This is a genomic window from Acinetobacter sp. UBA1496 (assembly GCF_002324975.1).
Taxonomy (GTDB): Bacteria; Pseudomonadota; Gammaproteobacteria; order Pseudomonadales; family Moraxellaceae; genus Acinetobacter; species Acinetobacter variabilis.
The window spans coordinates 24,294-45,420 of the sequence record NZ_DCRI01000077.1 but is presented as its reverse complement, the minus strand read 5'-3'; the positions used below and the strand labels follow the sequence as shown (position 1 = coordinate 45,420).

The 21,127-nt window shown below is 42.7% G+C and carries 16 protein-coding genes; 6 read left to right on the top strand and 10 right to left on the bottom strand.

From position 1 onward, the window contains the following. Positions 1–276: 276 nt before the first annotated feature. From B3143_RS08925 to putA, 3 genes are all read right to left on the bottom strand, one after another. Positions 277–501 carry a hypothetical protein gene (locus B3143_RS08925; protein ID WP_004786091.1) on the bottom strand — a complete coding sequence of 75 codons (225 nt, stop codon included), beginning with the start codon at positions 499–501 and terminating at the stop codon, positions 277–279. A gap of 242 nt (positions 502–743) precedes the next feature. Continuing rightward, on the bottom strand, positions 744–1,826 hold the full coding sequence (trmA, locus tag B3143_RS08920) for a tRNA (uridine(54)-C5)-methyltransferase TrmA (RefSeq protein ID WP_004786089.1): 1,083 nt from the start codon (positions 1,824–1,826) through the stop codon (positions 744–746). Positions 1,827–2,006: 180 nt separating this feature from the next. Beyond that, complete coding sequence (gene putA / locus B3143_RS08915; RefSeq protein WP_004786086.1) at positions 2,007–5,762, bottom strand: trifunctional transcriptional regulator/proline dehydrogenase/L-glutamate gamma-semialdehyde dehydrogenase; 3,756 nt, start codon at positions 5,760–5,762, stop codon at positions 2,007–2,009. 118 nt (positions 5,763–5,880) lie between these two features. Here putA and B3143_RS08910 point away from each other — a divergent pair, with 118 nt between their 5' ends. Next, positions 5,881–6,378 (top strand): Lrp/AsnC ligand binding domain-containing protein, encoded by a 498-nt coding sequence (locus B3143_RS08910; protein ID WP_004786082.1) that lies wholly within the window; start codon positions 5,881–5,883, stop codon positions 6,376–6,378. A 54-nt stretch (positions 6,379–6,432) separates the two neighbouring features. Here the strand turns inward: B3143_RS08910 and putP are convergent, their stop codons facing one another. Continuing rightward, positions 6,433–7,947, bottom strand: coding sequence for a sodium/proline symporter PutP (putP, locus tag B3143_RS08905; RefSeq protein WP_286740128.1), 1,515 nt, complete (start codon positions 7,945–7,947; stop codon positions 6,433–6,435). 415 nt (positions 7,948–8,362) lie between these two features. Here putP and aspA point away from each other — a divergent pair, with 415 nt between their 5' ends. The 5 genes from aspA (at position 8,363) to B3143_RS08880 (ending at position 16,090) form a co-directional block, all read left to right on the top strand. Next, complete coding sequence (aspA, locus tag B3143_RS08900) at positions 8,363–9,811, top strand: aspartate ammonia-lyase (protein ID WP_286740126.1); 1,449 nt, start codon at positions 8,363–8,365, stop codon at positions 9,809–9,811. 124 nt (positions 9,812–9,935) lie between these two features. Beyond that, positions 9,936–10,295 (top strand): hypothetical protein, encoded by a 360-nt coding sequence (locus tag B3143_RS08895; RefSeq protein ID WP_004786077.1) that lies wholly within the window; start codon positions 9,936–9,938, stop codon positions 10,293–10,295. 124 nt (positions 10,296–10,419) lie between these two features. Further along, positions 10,420–13,881: a transcription-repair coupling factor gene (mfd, locus tag B3143_RS08890; protein ID WP_004786075.1), complete on the top strand. Its 3,462-nt coding sequence runs from the start codon at positions 10,420–10,422 to the stop codon at positions 13,879–13,881. Positions 13,882–14,107: 226 nt separating this feature from the next. Next, positions 14,108–14,542: an HIT domain-containing protein gene (locus tag B3143_RS08885; RefSeq protein ID WP_004786072.1), complete on the top strand. Its 435-nt coding sequence runs from the start codon at positions 14,108–14,110 to the stop codon at positions 14,540–14,542. A 57-nt stretch (positions 14,543–14,599) separates the two neighbouring features. Further along, positions 14,600–16,090, top strand: a complete 1,491-nt coding sequence (locus B3143_RS08880; RefSeq protein ID WP_004786070.1) for an adenylate/guanylate cyclase domain-containing protein — start codon at positions 14,600–14,602, stop codon at positions 16,088–16,090. A gap of 71 nt (positions 16,091–16,161) precedes the next feature. Here the strand turns inward: B3143_RS08880 and fdx are convergent, their stop codons facing one another. From fdx to B3143_RS08850, 6 genes are all read right to left on the bottom strand, one after another. Further along, positions 16,162–16,500 (bottom strand): ISC system 2Fe-2S type ferredoxin, encoded by a 339-nt coding sequence (fdx, locus tag B3143_RS08875; protein WP_004786069.1) that lies wholly within the window; start codon positions 16,498–16,500, stop codon positions 16,162–16,164. Positions 16,501–16,515: 15 nt separating this feature from the next. Beyond that, positions 16,516–18,375, bottom strand: coding sequence for a Fe-S protein assembly chaperone HscA (gene hscA, locus B3143_RS08870; RefSeq protein ID WP_286740122.1), 1,860 nt, complete (start codon positions 18,373–18,375; stop codon positions 16,516–16,518). Between the two features lie 39 nt (positions 18,376–18,414). Continuing rightward, entirely contained in the window at positions 18,415–18,930 is a 516-nt protein-coding gene (gene hscB / locus B3143_RS08865; RefSeq protein WP_004786065.1) for a Fe-S protein assembly co-chaperone HscB, read from the bottom strand. Between the two features lie 131 nt (positions 18,931–19,061). After that, the gene (gene iscA / locus B3143_RS08860) at positions 19,062–19,382 is read right to left on the bottom strand and encodes an iron-sulfur cluster assembly protein IscA (RefSeq protein WP_004786063.1); all 321 of its coding nucleotides are present in this window, start codon (positions 19,380–19,382) and stop codon (positions 19,062–19,064) included. A gap of 36 nt (positions 19,383–19,418) precedes the next feature. Further along, a complete protein-coding gene (gene iscU / locus B3143_RS08855; RefSeq protein WP_004786061.1) occupies positions 19,419–19,805 on the bottom strand; it encodes a Fe-S cluster assembly scaffold IscU in 387 nt (128 codons plus the stop codon). Between the two features lie 104 nt (positions 19,806–19,909). Beyond that, positions 19,910–21,127, bottom strand: a complete 1,218-nt coding sequence (locus B3143_RS08850; protein WP_004786059.1) for an IscS subfamily cysteine desulfurase — start codon at positions 21,125–21,127, stop codon at positions 19,910–19,912.

Below are 21,127 nucleotides of genomic sequence, written 5' to 3'. Positions count from 1 at the left end.
CTTTTTGAAACACCACCAAATTTCTTGAACCTTATAAATGCTGTATGTGAACTGATTAAGGCAGACCTAAAATTATAATATTTAAATAGCCTAAGCAAATATGAAAGCCACTAATCTGCATATTTGAAAAGGAATAAAGATATAGACACTTAGGTTTAGATATAAGGAGTAGGTTCCATTTGATTGAAAGCAGAGAGGGGTAGGCAAAAATCCAAATGATAGATATAAAAAAAAGCATTTGCGTATGCAAATGCTTTTTATCAAGACCTAAACCGCTTATTGCAGCGGCAGGTGCTGAAGTTCATTGAGTTCTTTGCGGCTGTAACCGCGAGAAGCTAGAACTTTTTTGATTCCGATAATGATATCTTCATCAGTTGCTTTAGACAGTGCTTCAAGGAGCTGTTCATTTGTCTTGCAAGAGCAATCATTTTCAACACAAGCAATCTGGTTCTTGTGTTCATTTTGTTGTTCATCTGAAAACAACTTCTGCCAGAAACTCATAGAGCCTTCATACACAACCTAACATAGGGTGAAATATATCCAATTTAATAAATAAAGCAATAGGACCTATGTGATAAAAGCAGCAGTCAGTATTTTAAATTTTCGATTGTAGAAGAGATTTTAAACGATATTATTTGATTGAAACAAGATAATTCATGGATAAGTTGTTAATTTTATGTATAAAAAATGGAGCTAACAAAAGCTCCATTTATGTAACAAAAAAATAAATTGAAACAATATTTTTAGCGTTTTTCCAGCAGTACTCCGGACTCTACATGATGGGTATAAGGGAACTGATCGAATAGGGCAAACTTGGTAATTTTATGGGTTTGGGACAGTTGTTTCAGATTGTCATGTAATGTGTCCGGATTGCAAGAAATGTAGATGATTCGTTCAAAGCGCTGTAGCAGTTTCAGTGTTTCATCATCGATCCCTGCACGCGGAGGATCGACGAATACCGTATCGAAGTCATAAGTTGACAGGTCAATATTGGCTTCTTGTAGACGGCGGAAAGTACGATCACCATTAAAAGCTTGTGTAAATTCTTCCGCAGATAGACGTGCTACCTGAATATTGTCGATACCGTTCTGCTCGATATTCCATTCAGCCGCATACACAGATGACTTGGCCAATTCAGTTGCCAATGCACGACGGAAACGGGTAGACAATGGCAGGGTAAAGTTACCATTGCCACAGTAAAGCTCTAACAGGTCTTTATCAGACTGCTGCGCGACATTACATGCCCATTCCAGCATTTTCTGGCAGACTTGCGCATTTGGTTGAGTAAAGCTGCTTTCGATCTGTTTGTACTGATATTTGCGGTCAAATACACTGAGTTCTTCTACGACAAACTCATCGCTCAAGACAAATTTCTGGCCACGGCTACGACCAATCAGCTTGATCTTCAATTTTTCAGCCAGTGCTTTAGCTGCAGGTTCCCAGCTTTCATCCAGCTTGCGGTGATAGATCAGGGAAACCAGTACTTCACCTTTTAGTGTTGCCAGGAAATGCACTTCAAATAGGCGGTGACCCAGAGTTGCATCGGCTTTGAAGGCTTCTAGTAATTGCGGCATTAAGTCATTAATACTGCGGTCAGCCACAGGGAATTCATTAATACGGATCACTCTCTTATTATTGTTCTCATCACGCTCAAACATGGCATAGAACAGGTCATCTTCAGTATGCCAGATCCGGAATTCAGCACGCATGCGATAGTACTGTTCAGGTGACTCAAATACTTCAAGGGCAGGTGGTTGATATTCGGCAAATTGCGCGCTAATGCGTTCAACTTTGGCATCCAGTTGTTGCTGATAAGATGAGGTCATATGCAGTAAAAAATCGCAAATATTTTGAAAGCCAAGATGGTAGCAAAAATTTGCTGTTCTGCCTAAGACTATTCAGGGAAACGGGCTGGAAAAGCAGTTAAAAAAAGGCCAAATCTTCAAAGGGGGAGAGATTTGGCCATAAGAGGAAAGGGATTAAAATAATCTCAGTACTAAAGCTTTTTACAGACCTGACATGGTCATGAGACTGGCATTACCACCTGCAGCTGCGGTATTGATACTGATTGCACGTTCAATCACGAAACGTTCAACAGGAATATCATAATTACCGGAACTTAAGTGGGTGATACCTACAATAGCTCCTTGTCGTCTTGCAATACGTTGCTGCAAATCCATCAATGCAGAGGTCTCGCCATGATGCAATACAGCTTCAAAATCACCTGATTCAATATCCTTGATAACTTTAATGGCCTTCACCACACTCGCGGGCATACTTTGCAGATACTTGAGTATAAAAGTATTGTCTGCCAGTACAGCCGGACGGCTACCGACCGATAAAATTGACAAGATTTGCTGAATCTGATCCATATCATTTTCTGCTAGTGATAACACACTCTCACGCGGCAAGATCATGTACTGGTTTTCTTCACCCGTTGGACCTTGTAGGCTAAAGCTATGTACCGTTGTAATCTGAGCAGGAGCTTGCAAAGAAACTCTTGGGAAAGTCTTGTTTACCCAGGCCTTAAAGTCCTGTAACACCGGATTTCCAAAGGAAGCTTGGGCAGGCTGCATGGCATAAGGCTGAGCCAGTTTCTTCTCAGACACCTGATGCATTAAACGGTAGATATAAAGTGGACCGCCAGCTTTAGGACCAGTCCCAGACAGACCTTCACCACCGAAGGGTTGTACACCCACCACAGCACCGACAATATTGCGGTTGATATACAAGTTCCCGACATGCGCTTTTGAAATCACGGTTTGCATGGTTTCATCAATCCGGGTATGTAGGCCCATGGTTAGGCCATAACCTTTACTATTGATCTGATCTAGAAGTTGTGGCAGCTCACCGGCTTTATAGCTAATCAGATGCAGCACTGGACCAAAGACTTCACGTTCAAGATCATTCAAATTCGGCAGTTCAATCAAAGTTGGTGGGATGAAGGTACCTTGAGCTAGATCAAAAGCATCCTGATTAAACATTAGTTGATGAACTTTATGACCTTTACTGCGCATCTGCTCAATATGTTCCTGGATGTTTTGCTGTGCTTCGGCATCAATCACAGGACCGATATCCATTTTGAGTAGAACCGGATTACCGACTCGCAATTGCTGCATTGCACCTTTTAGCATCTTACGTACGGTATCTAGATTATCTTCCTGTACACACAATACACGCAGGGCGGAACAACGCTGACCAGCACTATCATAAGCAGAGTTGACCACATCCAGCACAACCTGTTCGGTGAGCGCAGACGAATCTACGATCATGGCATTCTGACCACCAGTTTCGGCAATTAAAGTGACGCTTTCGCCAAACTGATTCAGGCGTGCTGCGACAGTTTTTTGCAGAATCTTCGCTACTTCGGTTGAACCGGTAAACATGATGCCCTGGATGCGTGAATCTTGGCTGAGTTGAGCACCAATGGTTTCACCACGACCCGGTAATAATTGCAGTACATCTTGTGGAATACCCGCTTCCCAGAGAATCTGCACAGCTTGAGCGGCAATCAACGGAGTCTGTTCAGCAGGTTTTGCGATGACTGTATTGCCAGCAACCAATGCCGCCGAAATCTGTCCGGTAAAGATCGCTAACGGGAAGTTCCAAGGACTAATGCAGAGTACAGTTCCTAAAGGCTGAATATGTACATCATTAGACAGGTCCAGCATCTGGCCAGCATAGTAGCGTAGGAAGTCAATCGCTTCACGGACTTCGGCAATCGCATTAGCATAAGTTTTACCGGCTTCACGAGACAGTAGGACCATCAGTGGCAACAGACGTTCCTGCATCAGGTCAGCGGCTTTATTCAAACAGGCAGCACGTTCATCTTTTGGCAAATTGCTCCAGAAACTTTGTGCATTCACTGCCTGAGTTAGGGCTATTTTAGCCTGTTCAGTGGTGGCTTCATAGACAGTACCAACAACGTCCTGATGCTGTGCTGGATTGATAATCTGTACTGAATGGCTGCTATCGATTTCTGAAAAAGCAGTACCCATCGCCGCAGCCTGGAATTGGCTACTCGCCAAGTCTGTCGCAACTTCATTTAAGGCTTGCAGGTCTGTATCATTGGCCAGATCTAAACCAGAAGAATTTGATCGTAAAGTACCATATAAATCTTTTGGATAAGGGATTTGCGGATGTTTAGCACCTAAGGCATTTTCCTGTTGGGCTGCTTTTAAAATGGTTTGACGTGGATTCTCAATCAGGTCTTCGACTTTTAAATTTTTGTCGGCAATGCGATTCACGAATGAAGTATTGGCGCCATTTTCTAACAGACGACGCACCAGATAAGCCAGTAGAGTTTCATGGTTCCCGACAGGTGCATAGATCCGGCATGGAACACCGAGTTTTCCAGCAACCTTGTCACCCACCACATTTTCGTATAGTGGTTCACCCATGCCATGCAGACACTGGAATTCGTATTGACCGGCATAATAACGTTCTGGATTGGCTAGTTGGTAAATAGTGGCAACAGTCTGCGCATTATGCGTCGCAAATTGCGGGTAGATATAGTCCGGTTCTGCTAATAGTTTTCGTGCACAGGCAATATAGGATAGGTCAGTATGCACTTTACGGGTGAATACCGGATAATCTGACATGCCTTCAATTTGAGCTTTCTTGATTTCGCTATCCCAGTAAGCGCCTTTCACCAGACGAATCATCAGGCGTTTCTGACTGCGTTTAGCCAGATCAATGATGTAATCCACGACATAGAAGCAGCGTTTCTGGTAAGCCTGAATCACGAAACCAATGCCTTTCCAGTTATTGAGTTCAGGTTCAAAACACAGGCGTTCTAAAAGCTCTAGGGAAATTTCCAGACGCTCAGTTTCTTCGGCATCAATATTCAGCCCGATATTATAGTTTTTCGCCAGAACTGCCAGATTCAGTACTTTTGAATACAATTCATCATTCACGCGATCCATTTGCGAACGCTGATAACGTGGATGCAGTGCAGACAGTTTGATAGAAATTCCCGGACCGTTATAAACATCCTTATCTGTTGATGCCTTGCCAATGGCATGAATCGCATCTTGATAATCCTGATAATAACGTTCTGCATCCGGATCGGTTAGTGCTGCTTCACCCAGCATGTCATAAGAATATTGGAAACCTTTTTCTTCCAGACGTTCGGCATTTTTCAGTGCTTCATCAATAGTTTCGCCAGTCACAAACTGTTCACCCATCATGCGCATCGCCACATCGACTGCCTTGCGGATAATGCCACGGCCACTGCGTGCCAAAAGGCCAGTTAACAGACTTGACAGACTTTTCTGCTGTGGGGTTTCCATCAGTTTTCCGGTCAGCATCAATCCCCAAGCTGCTGCATTCACAAACATTAGTTGGCTTTGACCCAGATGCTCTTTCCAGTTGCCTTGATTGATCTTGTCACGGATCAGCAGGTCACGGGTTGCCGTATCCGGAATACGCAACAAGGCTTCTGCCAGACACATCAATGCAATACCTTCCTGAGAAGACAGCGAAAATTCCTGTAATAGTCCTTGCACAATGCCGGCCTTGCCACCTGAACCTTTACGCTCGCGCAGGGAATGCGCCAGATCAAAAGCCAGGCTCTGGATTTTATCCGTCAGTTCGGAGGAAATTTCACTATGTTCCAGCAGGGTTTCCACGCACTCGGATTCTGCACGTCGCCATGCAGAATTAATGTGCTGTTCATATTCATTTTTATCCTTAAATTCAACAATATAATTCGATTGCTGTAGGGCATTCGAGTGCGAATTTGGGCGTAATGTAGTGGACATAGTGACTTCCTGTACTGCGTCAATCGGTTCTTTGAGTTGAATGAGTTTTAATCTATAATCCCAAAATAATTGACGAATATCTCACTATAGTTTGTATCATTTTTAGAGAATAATTCTAATGAATAGCCCTTATTTAAGCCTTGACCGAATAGATATTCGCATCCTTGATTTGCTGCAGTCTGAATCGAAAATTTCCAATATTAAACTGGCAGAAATGGTGAATCTATCACCAACTGCGGTACTGGCGCGTGTACAAAAACTAACCAAGGAGGGATTTATTCTCGGTTATGAAGCGCGGCTCAATCCAATTATGCTGAATAACGGTTTTGTGGTCTTTGTCGAAATCCTGCTGGATAAAACCACACCGAATGTGCTGGAAGAATTTTCCGAGGCAGTGCAGCATATTCCGGATATTGTGGAATGTCATATGATTAGCGGCGGCTTTGATTTCGTAGTGAAAATTCGCTGTGCCAATATGGATGAATTCCGAAAAATCTCCGGTGATATTTTGTGGCAATTACCGGGGGTAAAAGAAACCCGTAGTTATCCGGTCATGGAAGTGATCAAGGAAACCCAGCAGATCAAGTTGAAAATGCCGGCTAAAGCTAAGGTATAAATTCAGACAAAACAAAAGGGACATAAAGTCCCTTTTTAATTTGAAATAGAAAGATTATTTATTCATTTCAGCCATTTCTTTTTGATATTCAGCTTTCGCCAGTTCAAAACGATTAACGACATCGTGACTTGGCGCTTTATCCAATAGGCTCACAATCACAATACTTAACGCTGCCAGAATAAAGCCCGGGATGATCTCGTACAGACCGGTATCACCCATATAATTTTTCCAGACAATTACGGTTACAGCACCAACTACCATTCCGATAATCGCGCCATTGAGGGTCATGCGTTTCCAGAACAATGAGAAAATGATCAGTGGACCAAAGGCAGCACCAAAGCCAGCCCACGCATAAGCTACCAGACCCAGAACTTTACTATTCGGATTAATGGCCAAGGAAATTGCAATTAAGGCAATCACAATCACCATGCCACGACCCACCCAGATCAGTTCTTTTTGCGACGCATTTTTACGCAGAAAGCCTTTGTATAAATCTTCAGTCAGGGTGGTCGAACAAACCAGCAACTGACAGCTTAACGTACTCATAATCGCAGCCAGAATTGCCGCCAATATAATGCCTGCAATCCAGGGATTAAACAGAATTTTAGTCAGTTCCATAAACACGGTTTCAGGATTCTGGTTCACGATTGCAGCAGCAGGAAGGTCAGGATTTGCCGCAAAATAAGCAATTCCGATATAGCCCGCAGACATCGCACCCACCAGACACAGAATCATCCAGGCCATCCCGATCCGGCGTGCAGCAGGAATGGTTTTAACCGAATCTGCCGCCATAAAGCGCACCAGAATATGTGGCTGACCAAAATAGCCTAAGCCCCAAGCTAGGCTGGAAATAATTGCCATAAAACTCAGACCTTCCAGCATATTGGATGCATGTGGACGGGCGGTTTCTAATAGAGCACCTACTTGTTGAGCATTATCACCCAATGCCAAATAGGTAATGATCGGTGTAATGAGCAGGGCAAAGATCATCAATCCTGCCTGGAAAGTATCGGTCCAACTGATTGCCAGGAAGCCGCCAATACACACATATAGAATCGTAGCCACTGCACCAAGCCAGAGCGCCGTGGTGTAATCCCAGCCAAACAGGCTTTCGAACAGACGTGCACCTGCGACCATGCCGGAAGCACAGTAAATTGCAAAGAACACCAAAATCACAATGGCTGATAGTAAGCGTAAAATTCGTTTCTTATCCGCAAAACGGCTGGTGAAATAATCCGGCAGGGTCAGGGCATTGTTCTGATACTCGGTATGCGCCCGTAGACGGCCAGCAACCAGTAACCAGTTCAGCCAGGCGCCAATAATCAGGCCAATCGCAATCCAGACTTCAGACAGGCCAGACAGATAAATGGCTCCGGGTAAACCCATCAGCAACCAGCCGCTCATATCGGAAGCACCTGCGGAAAGCGCAGTCACGACACTGCCCAGACTTCGCCCGCCCAGAATATATTCATCAAAATTGGACGTCGCACGATAGGCGTATAAACCGATCCCAATCATGGCGACGATATAAAACATAAAAGTAATCAGTGTCGGGTTTAGCGAGCTCATAGGCAGAGTATCCTTAAATTTTAAACATCATCATCCGGGATGATTTTTTGAACTGCGTTTACAGGGCAGTGATTCAAACACGGTTTAAAAATTACACTCTGTAACAGTTGATCAGCTTTTATGTATATTTTGTGTAAATTAAGAATTTTCTCATAAAAATGCAGAGTTAGTAGAGGGTTCTAAAATGCAAAGTTACACATGGTTTTGAAGAAAAATAGGTAATTTTAATAAACGGTTAAATTCATTGAAATTTTGTATTTTAATTACACAAATTTACAAAACTAACAACAAGCTCGAATTAGTCATATTTTGTTTCAAATCCTGCTTAAATCCCTTCTATTTGTTTTTAGAGCCTCTCTTCATAGTGCAGTAATGCCATTCTGAATGGCGCATTATCGCTTAAGAGTAATATGACATGGACAATATGTTGCAAATAGAATCAAGCCGAATTGAACAGGATTTATTGGGTAAGAAGCAGATTCCCCAGCACAGCTATTATGGTATTCATACTTTGCGTGCGATTGAAAATTTTCAGATTTCAGGTCTGGCAGTAGGCCAGCAAGCACACTTTATTCGCGCACTGGCGCAAGTTAAAAAAGCAGCAGCACAAACGAATTTACATTTTCAGAAAATATCAGAACAACAAAGTAGTGCTATTCAACAAGCCTGTGATGAGTTGATTCATCAACCTCAGGATTGGCAGGAAGCATTTCCGCTTGATCCTTATCAGGGGGGAGCCGGTACTTCTATCAATATGAATGCAAACGAGGTCATTGCAAATCGGGCGCTAGAATTGCTCGGGCATCGTAAAGGCGATTACCATATCCTGCATCCAAATGATCATGTGAATACTTCGCAATCCACCAATGATGTCTATCCCACGGCACTACGTCTAGCGACATATACACGTCTGGATGAACTGCTTCATGTGCAAAAATCGTTGATTGATACTTTATATAGCAAGGCATCAGAGTTTCAGTATGTGATCAAGATGGGGCGTACCCAGTTACAGGATGCGGTTCCAATGACCCTGGAACAGGAATTCCGTGCTTTCGCGACTCTATTAAAGGAAGACCTGAAGCTGATTGAGCAAATGCGTCAGTTGTTGCTGGAAGTGAATCTGGGTGCGACAGCCATTGGAACCGGCGTGAATACTCCAGATGGTTATGCCAAACATGCAGTACACACTTTAGCGAAAATTACTGGCCTACCTTTAAAAGGCGCGGAAGATTATGTCGAAGCGACCAGCGATTGTGGTGTGTTTATTATTCTATCGAGCAGTCTGAAACATCTGGCTGTTAAATTATCCAAGATCTGTAATGACTTGCGTCTTTTGAGTTCTGGCCCACGTACCGGTCTGGCGGAAATCCGTTTACCAGAATTGCAGGCAGGTTCTTCTATCATGCCAGCCAAGGTCAATCCGGTTATTCCGGAAGTAGTCAATCAGATTGCGTTTCGCGTGATTGGCAATGACTTGACTATAACGATGGCAGCAGAAGCAGGGCAATTACAGCTCAATGTCATGGAACCTGTCATCGCGATATCTTTAAATGAATCCATCCAATTATTAACTCAAAGTATGCAGACCCTACAACAAAAATGTATTGCCGGGATTCAGGCCAACGAACAGAACTGTTTAAATGCAGTGATGCGTAGTATCGGGATTATCACCTTACTGGAGCCACTTTTAGGTCATGCCACTTGCGATGAAATTGGCAAGCAATGTATCCGTGAAAATAAAACTGTACCCGAAGTGGTGCTGGAGCTCGGTTTGTTGAGTGAAATTCAGCTGGATGAAATCTTTGCCTTTGAAAATTTGGTTTCAGAAGTCCCAATGATGAATCAATGGGAACAGGTATCCTGAAAGCTTAAAGATGAGCTGAATATAGATTCGTGCTGATTTTAACCATTTGCCTCAAATCCCGTCTGTAGGTTTGGGGCATTTTCATCTAGACTATATCGATCATACGATGAATTGAGTGTATAGCATGTTTGATAAAATCAGTAACTTGTTTAAATCAAACAAACCTGATCCGGCTCAGGCTTTTTTGGAAGAGAATCATATCCAATATGTAGAAGGGACTGGCTATATTGTGGATGGGATTAATTTAAATCAGGAGCTGGGTGAGCGGCTGGAATACTTGTCTAACCGACGTATGAAAACATTTGATGATTTAAAATCGCTATATTCAACTGCAATGATCATTAATGAAAAAATTGATCTGGAAATTGCCAATCAACGTTTTAATGCAAGATTAGGAAATACCGAAGAAAACTTGCTGCAATTTAAAATGATTGTGAAAAAGTTAAATGACTATTATCGTAACTTTTTACGCGACAAAAAATAGATGAATCATAGGCTGATTTTATCCTGTGCAGTCAATCTGTAACGACTGCATAAAAATAACGAAATAGCACCAGATCATCGTGATAGTATAAGCTTCATGTTGTTTAGACTTTAAAGCTATATACATGTTCCAACAAGAAATTTCCCAACTTAATTTACCCAAGCTCAAGGCAGGCGAGAAACGCTGGTTAGGCAATCTGCAAGGCTCGTCTACTGCATTCTTGCTGAAAGAAATTATCAAGCAGCAGCAATCGCGCCTATTTGTTATTGTTGCACGTAATAACCAGCATTTGGGTCAACTGGAAAGCGAACTGGAATTTTATGGGATTAAACCAACCATATTTCCAGATTGGGAAATTTTGCCTTATGACCGTCTGTCACCGCATCAGGATATCGTTTCTGAACGTCTGGCAATTTTATCTAATATGCCTCGAAGTGGCGTATTGTTGCTGGCAGCTTCTACATTGGCACAGCGTGTTGCACCTACTTCATGGGTGCTGGGTGAACACTTCGATATTCGAGTTGGACAAAAGCTGGATCTGGAACAGCAAAAGAAAAAACTGATTCAGGCTGGTTATCATCTGGTCGATACCGTTTATGACCATGGTGAATTTGCAGTTCGCGGTAGCATTATCGATATATATGCTTCAGGTCAGGATGCACCGATCCGGATTGACCTGTTCGATGACGAAATTGAGACCCTGAAATTTTTTGATCCGGAAACCCAGCGTACTACGCAAACTCTAGAACAATTTACGGTATTACCCGCACAAGAATTTCCCCTTAAGGAAGGTCGTGCTACTTTCCGTGACCGTTATGCAGAATTTTTCCCGACAGCTAATCCAAAGAAAAATCCAATTTATCAGGATGTGATGGATGGCATTGCTTCACCTGGAATTGAGTTCTACCTGCCTTTATTCTTTAGTCATGAAGCGATGCAAGGGCAAAGTACCTTGATTTCGTATTTACCAAAGAATGGCATTGTCATTACAGATAAGGCATTGGAGCAGAGTTTAGAACAGTTCTGGCAGGACGTAACTCGCCGTTATGAAGATCGCCGCCATAATATTGATCAGCCGATTCTGCCGCCTGAAGCACTGTTCTGTCCGACCAATCAGCTTTTAGAACAGCTAAATCAGTTTAGTCGCATTATTGCGGCACAAGAAGCTTTTGAGGAGAAAGCTGGCGTGATTAATCTGGATACCCAGTTACCACCACGCTTGCCTGTTGATCCAAAACGTGAAAAGCCCTTTACCGAAGTCAAAAAATATATTGATGCGGCCAATCATCCGGTTTTACTGGTCGCTGAAAGTGCCGGTCGGCGTGAAACCTTAAAAGATGCGCTGCGTCCAAGTCTGGGTGATATTCCGACCGTAGAAAACTTCGATGCTTTTGTTGAATCTCTGCATGCGATTGCGATTACCAGTGCACCATTAGAACGTGGTCTGGTTCTGACAAATCGGATCAGTGTGATCTCGGAAAATCAGCTCTATGAACATCGTGTAGTTCAACGTCGTCGCAAGCGTCAGCAGGAAGTGTCAGAAGAATTCCTGATCCGCAGTCTGACCGAGCTGAGCATTGGTGCGCCAGTGGTACACATTGATTATGGTGTAGGACGTTATGCAGGCTTAATTACTTTAAGTATTGATGATCAGGATCATGAATTTCTGCAACTGGATTATGCAGAAGGTGCTAAAGTCTATGTCCCAGTGACTAACCTGCATCTGATCAGCCGCTATAGTGGCGGTGATCCAGATCTGGCACCTTTACATAAACTGGGTACAGATGCCTGGAATAAAGCCAAACGTAAGGCTTTGGAACAGATTCATGATGTCGCAGCCGAGTTATTACATATCCAGGCACGTCGTTCATCTAAGCCGGGGATCAGTTTTGAGGTTGATCAAAGCCTGTATATGCAGTTTGCTAGCGGCTTTGCCTATGAAGAAACACCGGATCAGGCCAATGCGATTGAAGCCACATTATATGATATGCAACTGGCCAAACCAATGGACCGTCTGGTCTGTGGTGATGTCGGGTTTGGTAAAACTGAAGTCGCCATGCGTGCAGCCTTTGTCGCAGTACAGAATAATCGCCAGGTTGCGGTATTAGTACCCACTACTTTGCTGGCACAGCAGCATTATGAATCTTTTAAAGACCGTTTTGCAGATTGGCCTGTACGCATTGAAGTACTTTCCCGTTTCGGCTCTTCTAAAGCTCATACCAAAACCATTGAAGACCTAGCAGATGGCAAAGTCGATATTGTCATCGGCACCCATAAGCTTTTACAGGAAAATGTCCAGTTCCATAATCTGGGACTGATGATTGTCGATGAAGAACACCGTTTCGGGGTGCGTGATAAGGAACGTATTAAGGCTTTGCGTGCCGATGTTGATATGCTGACCCTAACAGCAACGCCAATTCCACGTACACTGAATATGGCCTTTAGTGGAATGCGTGATCTGTCGATTATCGCGACGCCACCAGCACGCCGTCTGGCTGTAAAAACCTTTGTGCAGGAACATACCAGCGACACCATTCGAGAGGCAATTCTGCGTGAATTACTGCGCGGTGGTCAGGTCTATTTCCTGCATAATGAAGTCGATACCATTGAACGTGCTGCAGAAAATATCCGGAATCTGGTGCCGGAAGCACGTGTCATTGTGGCACATGGGCAAATGCGTGAACGTGAGCTTGAGCAGGTCATGCAGCAGTTCTATCACAAGGAATACAATGTCCTGGTGTGCTCGACCATTATTGAGACCGGAATTGATGTACCAAATGCCAATACTATTATTATTGAGCGGGCAGACAAGCTCGGTCTTGCACAGTTACACCAGTTGCGTGGCCGGGTTGGGCGTTCGCATCACCAGGCTTATGCCTATCTGTTAGTGCCATCCTTAAAAGCCTTGAAAGGTGATGCAGAAAAACGTCTGGAAGCGATTCAACGTGCCTCGACTTTGGGTGCAGGCTTTATGCTGGCCACCGAAGATCTGGAAATTCGCGGTGCAGGTGAACTTCTAGGTGAGCAGCAAAGTGGTTCGATGCAGGCGATCGGCTATAGCCTGTATATGGAAATGCTGGAAAAGGCGACTAAAGCGATTCAAAAAGGTAAAACGCCGAATTTTGATGCGCCACTGTCTTTAACTGCGGAAATCAACCTGCATATGCCAGCCCTGATTCCAGACGATTATCTGGGTGATGTACATCAGCGCTTGCTGTTCTACAAACGCATCAGTAATACTGATACTCAGGAAAAACTCGATAATATCCGTATGGAACTGATTGACCGTTTTGGCATTCCGCCGCAACCGGTGAAACAATTATTTGCTGTGCATCAGCTACGTCTTAAAGCCGAGCAATTGGGCATCACTAAAATTGACATTGGTGGGCAGGGCGGCCATATCGAGTTTGCGCCAGATACGCCAGTTCAGGCTATGAGTATTATCCAGATGATGCAGAAACATTCGACCTATTTCAGGATGGAAGGCGGCCAGCGATTAAAAGTGATGGTGATGCTGGAAGATTATCAAAAACGAATCCAGTTCATCAGCGATTTACTGGATAGCCTATTAAAAGAGCTAAATTAATATTTTTAGATTTCATGGAATATGAATATTCACGCTATATTTCATTTTTATAAATATAGTGTGAATATCAGCTTGTTTTCATATGAAATTATTTAAGCTAATAGTTTGCCGTTTTGTCCTTCACAATTCATACAAAATTGCCCTAAAGCGCCCGCTTACAATACTCAGTCGCAATTGTATATGGTAGTATTAGCCATCATTCTAATTTTGCATCATTTATAAAGATATGTTTAGTTTGCATCCACAACTTGCTCAAGATACGTTTTTTGTAGGCGACTTTCCTTTATCAACATGTCGTTTGATGAATGATATGCAATTTCCATGGTTGATTCTGGTTCCGCGTGTACCAGGCATTACCGAATTATATGAATTGAGCCAAGCTGACCAAGAACAGTTTTTACGTGAATCAAGCTGGTTATCTAGCCAGTTAGCGCGTGTATTCCGTGCCGATAAAATGAATGTCGCAGCTTTGGGCAATATGGTGCCACAACTGCATTTTCATCATGTGGTGCGTTATCAAAATGATGTAGCATGGCCTAAGCCGGTATGGGGTACTCCAGCAGTTCCTTATAGCAGTGAAGTATTGGCACATATGCGTCAAACCTTGATGCTGGCTTTACGCGGTCAAGGGGATATGCCATTTGACTGGCGTATGGACTAAGCGTTGACATACATTTTATGGTCCATTCAGGATTCTGGACTTTAAGAGAGTAATTGAGTGCAATTAGACGACTGGATTCATCAGGAACCGAAACAGTTTGAATATTTCCATCGGATGATGGGATATATCATGCTGTCTCTGGTTCTGATCGTCTATCACTATACGGAGCCGGATACCAATTACCAGATTTTCGTTCCGTTGTTTCTGGCACTGGTCTTGGTGATCACACCGAAATTATCCCGGTGGATGATTTATAAATACGACTATAATTTAAAACGTAATTTCTTCTTTGTTCTAGATGTGATTATCGTATCGGTTGTACTTGCAGCTGTGCATCTGGATCTGGTGTTGTCCCTGCTGGCAGTGGTCACATTGCTGTATACTGCCATTAATAACAAGATTTCATTCATGATGGTGTCACTGGCTGGCCTGATTGGCACGATGATCTTTTATCTGTCTACCATTGGTATTTTTGGATTTACCAGCTATTTCAGTCCAACCAGTACCGAACTCACCGTACTAGGTTTCATCTGTCTGATTACTTATTTTGGTGTTGGAAATTTCTATCAAAGCGGTCGTATGCAATATATGACCCAGAAGAAAAACCATTATTTCGACCAGATGAACCGTTATATGGAATTCGCCAATCAGCTCAGCCGTTATGCGCCAGTGCAGTTATGGCAATCCATCATGAAAGGCGAATCTGAAGCTAAGATCGAATACAAACGTAAAAAACTCACGATTTTCTTTTCGGATATTCAGGGATTTACAGAGCTTTCTGAAACTCTGATTCCGGATGACTTGGCTTTCCTGCTGAATGACTATTTAAGTCATATGACTGAAATCGCCAAGAAATATGAAGCAACAGTCGATAAGTTTATGGGTGATGCCATCCTGATCTTCTTTGGCGATCCGCATTCAGATGGTGTAGAGCAGGATGCTAAAAACTGTCTGGAAATGGCAATTTCAATGCGTCAGCAAATGAAATTGTTACGCGAACGCTGGATCAAAATGGGTTATCCGCCATTACATATCCGTATGGGGATTTCAACCGGTTATTGCCACGTGGGGAACTATGGCGCCAATCACCGTATGGCCTATACGATTGTTGGTCGTGATGCCAATCTGGCTGCACGCTTACAAAGTGCTGCGGAAGTTGATGAAATCCTGATTTCTGAAGATACCCATAACCTGATCAAAAATGACTATCTATGTGCACCTAAAGAGCCAATTTTCCTGAAAGGGATTAAGGCACCAGTTCGCACCTGGCAGGTGATGGAAAAATATGCCTTCCAGAAAGTTGAATATCAACGCTGGTTTGATTATGAATATAAAGGTTTCCATTTACTGTTAAATCTGGATGAAGTGCAAAACTATGATTACCCAGAGTTGCTGCATGTGCTGGAGAAAATGATTAAACGCATTCAGACCCAGCAGCAACTGACCAACTCTCAAGGAATTGTGAAATTAAAACTTGAAGATGAAGTGATTGAGCCTTTATCTACTGATGAAGCATTTCGAGCAGCTGAACGATCAAAAGTCATCTAATTTTTATGATTTAAATAAATAATAAAGACCATAAAAAACCACGCCTAAGCGTGGTTTTTTGATTTTGAATCTTAATGATTTTCTGAAGCATGGTTGATGGTGTATTTTGGAATTTCAACTTCCAGATCTTCATCTACAATCTTCACTTGGCAAGACAGACGAGAGTCGGGTTCTAAACCCCAAGCACGATCGAGCAAGTCAGCTTCGACATCATTCATGTCTTCAAGGCTGTCGAAACCGCGACGGACAATTACGTGGCAAGTGGTACATGCACATGACATATCACACGCATGTTCAATCTTGATTCCGTTTTTCAGCATGCTTTCACATAGATTGGCATCTTGTTCAACTTCAAACTCAGCGCCTTCAGGGCAGATTTGCGCATGTGGAAGAACTTTAATACGTGGCATAGTCTTTACCTTAAATTAGTTTGAGTTTGACCAATCGTCGAGTTTAGTGCCTTTAAGGGCAGCATCAATATGTTGATTCATGCGCAGAGCAGCAAATGCATCACTATGTATTTTAAGCTGTTCTACTGCAGATTCAATGGCTTTGATATCTGTACCTTGTAGCTCGGACTCAAGTCGTGCTTGCGCAGCAGTCAGTTCTGCCAATTGCTGTTCATTCATCAATTGAGCATCTACTTTCAGTGCCTGAACCAGTGCTTCAAGTTCACGTTGTGCTTCAACTTTGGTTTCCTGCAGATGACGAAGGTTTTTATCTTCTTCAGCAAACTGATAACCTTCTAACAATAGGCGTTCAGTATCTTCACTCGACAGACCATAAGATGGTTTGATATCGATTTGTGCAGTCACACCTGAAGTCATTTCTTTGGCAGAAACGGTTAACAAGCCATCTGCATCCACTTGGAAAGTCACTTCAATGCGTGCTTGACCTGCAGTCATTGGAGGAATACCATGCAGTACAAAACGGCCTAAGCTACGACAATGTTCTACCAGATCACGTTCACCTTGAACTACGTGAATCAGCATAGCGGTTTGACCATCCTGATAGGTCGTAAATTCCTGGCGACGTGCGACTGGAATCGCGGTATTACGTGAAATCAGACGTTCAACCAGGCCACCCATAGTTTCCAGACCAAGAGAAAGTGGAGTCACATCTAATAATAATGATCCATCTTTGCTGTTACCAATGAGCTGATTTGCTGTAATTGAAGCACCAATCGCAACCACTTCATCCGGGTTGATGGTACAAAGTGGTTCTTGGTTAAACACATCACGCACTGCCTTTTGCACAGCATATGAACGGGTAGAACCACCCACAAGAACTACATTTTGAATATCATCAAGTTCTAGCTTAGCATCACGTATGACACGCTTGCATACGCTGATGGTTTTATCCAAGGCAACCTTGATGATTTCTTCAAAGGTTGGACAATCTAAAGTCAGGCTTTGGTCAAGCAGCTTTAATTCAACTGAGTCAGCATCAGATAATGCTTCTTTAGCTTTACGCGCAGCAGTAATGAAATGCGCATATTCAGCATCATCTAGGGTTTCGATATTAAGCTGTTTTTTAGCCCATTTCAGAATCAGACGATCCAGATCATCACCACCCAGAGCAGTATGGCCGCCAGTCGCCAATACTTCGAATACGCCTTGAGAGAAACGCAGAATTGAAACGTCAAAGGTACCGCCACCCAAGTCATAAATCACATAGTTGCGATCTGTGATCAAGTTGGTTTCTTGATCCAGTCCATAAGCTACCGCAGCAGCCGTTGGTTCATTCAATAAACGCAAAACATTTAAACCAGCCAGTTGCGCAGCATCACGTGTTGCCTGACGTTGTGCTTCATCAAAGTATGCAGGAACCGTAATCACGGCACCGTTAATCTCATTTTTTAAGCTGGCTTCAGCACGTTCTTTGAGCTGCTTTAAAATTTCCGCAGAAATTTCAACTGGCGTTTTACGACCTTGTGCAGTTTCAAATGCTGGCATTTCATTCGCTTCGCCCACCAAGGCATAAGGATGCTGGAATTTAATATCTGCTTGGGAGCGACCCATAAAACGTTTTACGGATACAATCGTATTTTTAGGATCGGTGGTAATAAAAGGTTTGGCATCATCGCCATATTCAGTGCTTTGTGCTGCATAATGAACGATAGAAGGAAGTAACACACGACCTTGTTCATCTTTGAGTACTTTGGCTTGACCTGAAAGAACCGTGGCAACCAAAGAGTGGGTGGTGCCTAAATCGATACCAATCGCAATGCGGTGTTCATGTGGTGCACTTGATTGACCTGGTTCTGCAATCTGCAAGAGAGCCATAGTGTTACATCCTTTGCACGTTAAAATTAAATAGAAAAATTAAAATTCATCATCAAGATCAAAGCTGTCATCATCCAAGAAACGGTCTTCCGCTTTGTCGATGTCCGCCATGACTTTAACAAAGAAACGCAGTTTACGCACGGTATCGCGAGCTTCACCCCAGTCTTCATCTTCATAGTCGATTTTGAACTCACGAACCAGACCATCAATCCATTGCTGAACTTCAACTTTAAGAGAAGAAAGATCTTCAGCAGATGAGGCTTCATCTAATTGTTCGCGAATTTCCAGCGCATCCTGAAGAAATTCAAAATCGCTAATAGACTGATCCAGATGATAGTCCTGTTTTTTTAAAGACAGTAAATAAGCTGCACGGCTATCAACCGCTGACAAAGCCTTGAATGCCTGGTTGATCTCGCTTGATTTAATCAAAGCCTGATCTTTATCTTCAGCTTTATCGGGGTGATATTGTTGCTGCAACTTTAAAAATTCTGCTTTTAAAGTGGCTAAATCAATATCGAGTGCTACAGGAAGATTGAACAACTCAAAATGATTCATGGGAGATAGAGTCCGCGATTAATATGCAAAAATGATTAAGCTTGATGACAATTAAAATAACTACCTAAATGCAATTAAAACAGTGTATTTCACACTGTTTTAATGCTGAAAAAAGAGAATTATTGTTGCAATCAGACAGTGAATGACTCACCACAACCACATTCGCCTTTTTTATTTGGGTTATTAAATTCGAAGCCTTCGTTCAAGCCGTTTTTCACGTAGTCCATTTCTAGACCTTCGAGATAAACCAGACTTTTTGGGTCTACGAAAACTTTAACACCAAACTGTTCAAAGACCTGGTCATGAGTATCGACTTCGTCAACAAACTCAAGAACATAAGCAAGACCAGAACAGCCTGAAGTTTTCACACCAACACGAATGCCTTCACCCTTACCGCGACTTTTGAGGTAATTGCTGATATGAGTTGCTGCATTTTCAGTTAAGTGGATCATGAAAACTCCGTGAATCTTTCTTCAAAAAACGAATGATTAAGCTTTAGACTTCTTGTTACGGTAGTCTTCAACAGCCGCTTTAATTGCATCTTCAGCCAATACAGAGCAGTGCACTTTTACTGGTGGAAGAGCCAATTCATTTGCGATATCAATGTTTTTGATCGCTTGTGCTTGGTCTAGGGTTTTACCTTTTAACCATTCAGTCACTAATGAACTTGATGCAATTGCAGAACCGCAACCATAAGTTTTAAAACGTGCTTCTTCAATCACGCCTTCATCATTAACCTGGATCTGTAAACGCATTACGTCACCACAAGCAGGTGCACCGACCATACCAGTACCAACGTTTTCTGCATTTTTGTCTAAAACACCAACGTTACGTGGGTTTTCGTAATGATCAATTACTTTTTCGCTATAAGCCATGTTGCTTCTCCAAAACTCGGGGTCAGCCTTAATATAAATGTGGGGATTAAAATTTTTTTATCAATGAGATAGCGGTATAAATATAACTATCTCAAAGTCAAAAATTAGTGCTCAGCCCATTCAACTGTAGAAAGGTCGATACCTTCTTTGTACATATCCCAAAGCGGAGAAAGTTCACGTAATTTCTCAACAGCAGCTTTAGTGATATTTAAAACGTGATCGATATCTTCTTCAGTGGTGTACTTACCGAAGCTGAAGCGGATCGAACTGTGTGCAAGCTCATCAGAAAGACCTAATGCACGAAGTACATAAGATGGTTCAAGTGTTGCAGATGTACATGCTGAACCTGAAGATACCGCTGCATCTTTCAGTGCCATCATCAATGATTCACCTTCAACAAAGTTGAAACTTACGTTTAAGTAGTTTGCAACGTTTTGAGTTGGGTGGCCGTTCAGGAATACCTGTTCAAGACCTTGTAAGCCATTCCAAAGCTTGTCACGAAGTACACGTAAACGAGTTTGTTCAGATTGTAAATTTTTGCCTGCAAGTTCAAATGCTTCACCCATACCAACGATCTGGTGAGTTGCAAGAGTACCTGAACGCATACCACGTTCATGACCGCCACCATGCATTTGTGCTTTTAGACGTACACGTGGTGAACGACGTACGAACAGGGCACCAATACCTTTAGGACCATAAATTTTATGTGCAGAGAAGCTCATCAAATCGACTTTCAATTGAGAAAGATCGATTTCAACTTTACCCGCAGCCTGTGCGGCATCAACGTGGAAGAAAATCTTTTTCGCACGGGTGATTTCACCAATCGCAGCAACATCAGTTGTCGTACCGATTTCGTTGTTTACCATCATTAGGGAAACAAGAATGGTATCTGGACGGATTGCTGCTTCAACCATTTCTGGAGTAATTAAGCCAGTTTTTGGTTGCGGCTCAAGATAAGTAATCTCAAAACCTTCAGACTCTAGCTCACGACATGTATCCAAAATTGCTTTATGTTCAATTTTAGAAGTAATGATGTGTTTGCCTTTAGATGCATAGAATTGAGCTACACCTTTCAATGCAAGGTTGTCAGATTCTGTTGCACCTGAAGTCCATACGATTTCACGCGGATCAGCTTTTACTAAATTCGCCACTTGTTCACGGGCGTATTCAACTTTTTCTTCCGCTTGCCAGCCATAAGCATGTGAACGAGATGCTGCATTACCGAAGGTGCCTTCGAAAGTTAAGCATTCCATCATACGTTCTGCAACTTGAGGATCTACCGGAGTTGTTGCTGCATAGTCAAGATAAATCGGACGTTTCAT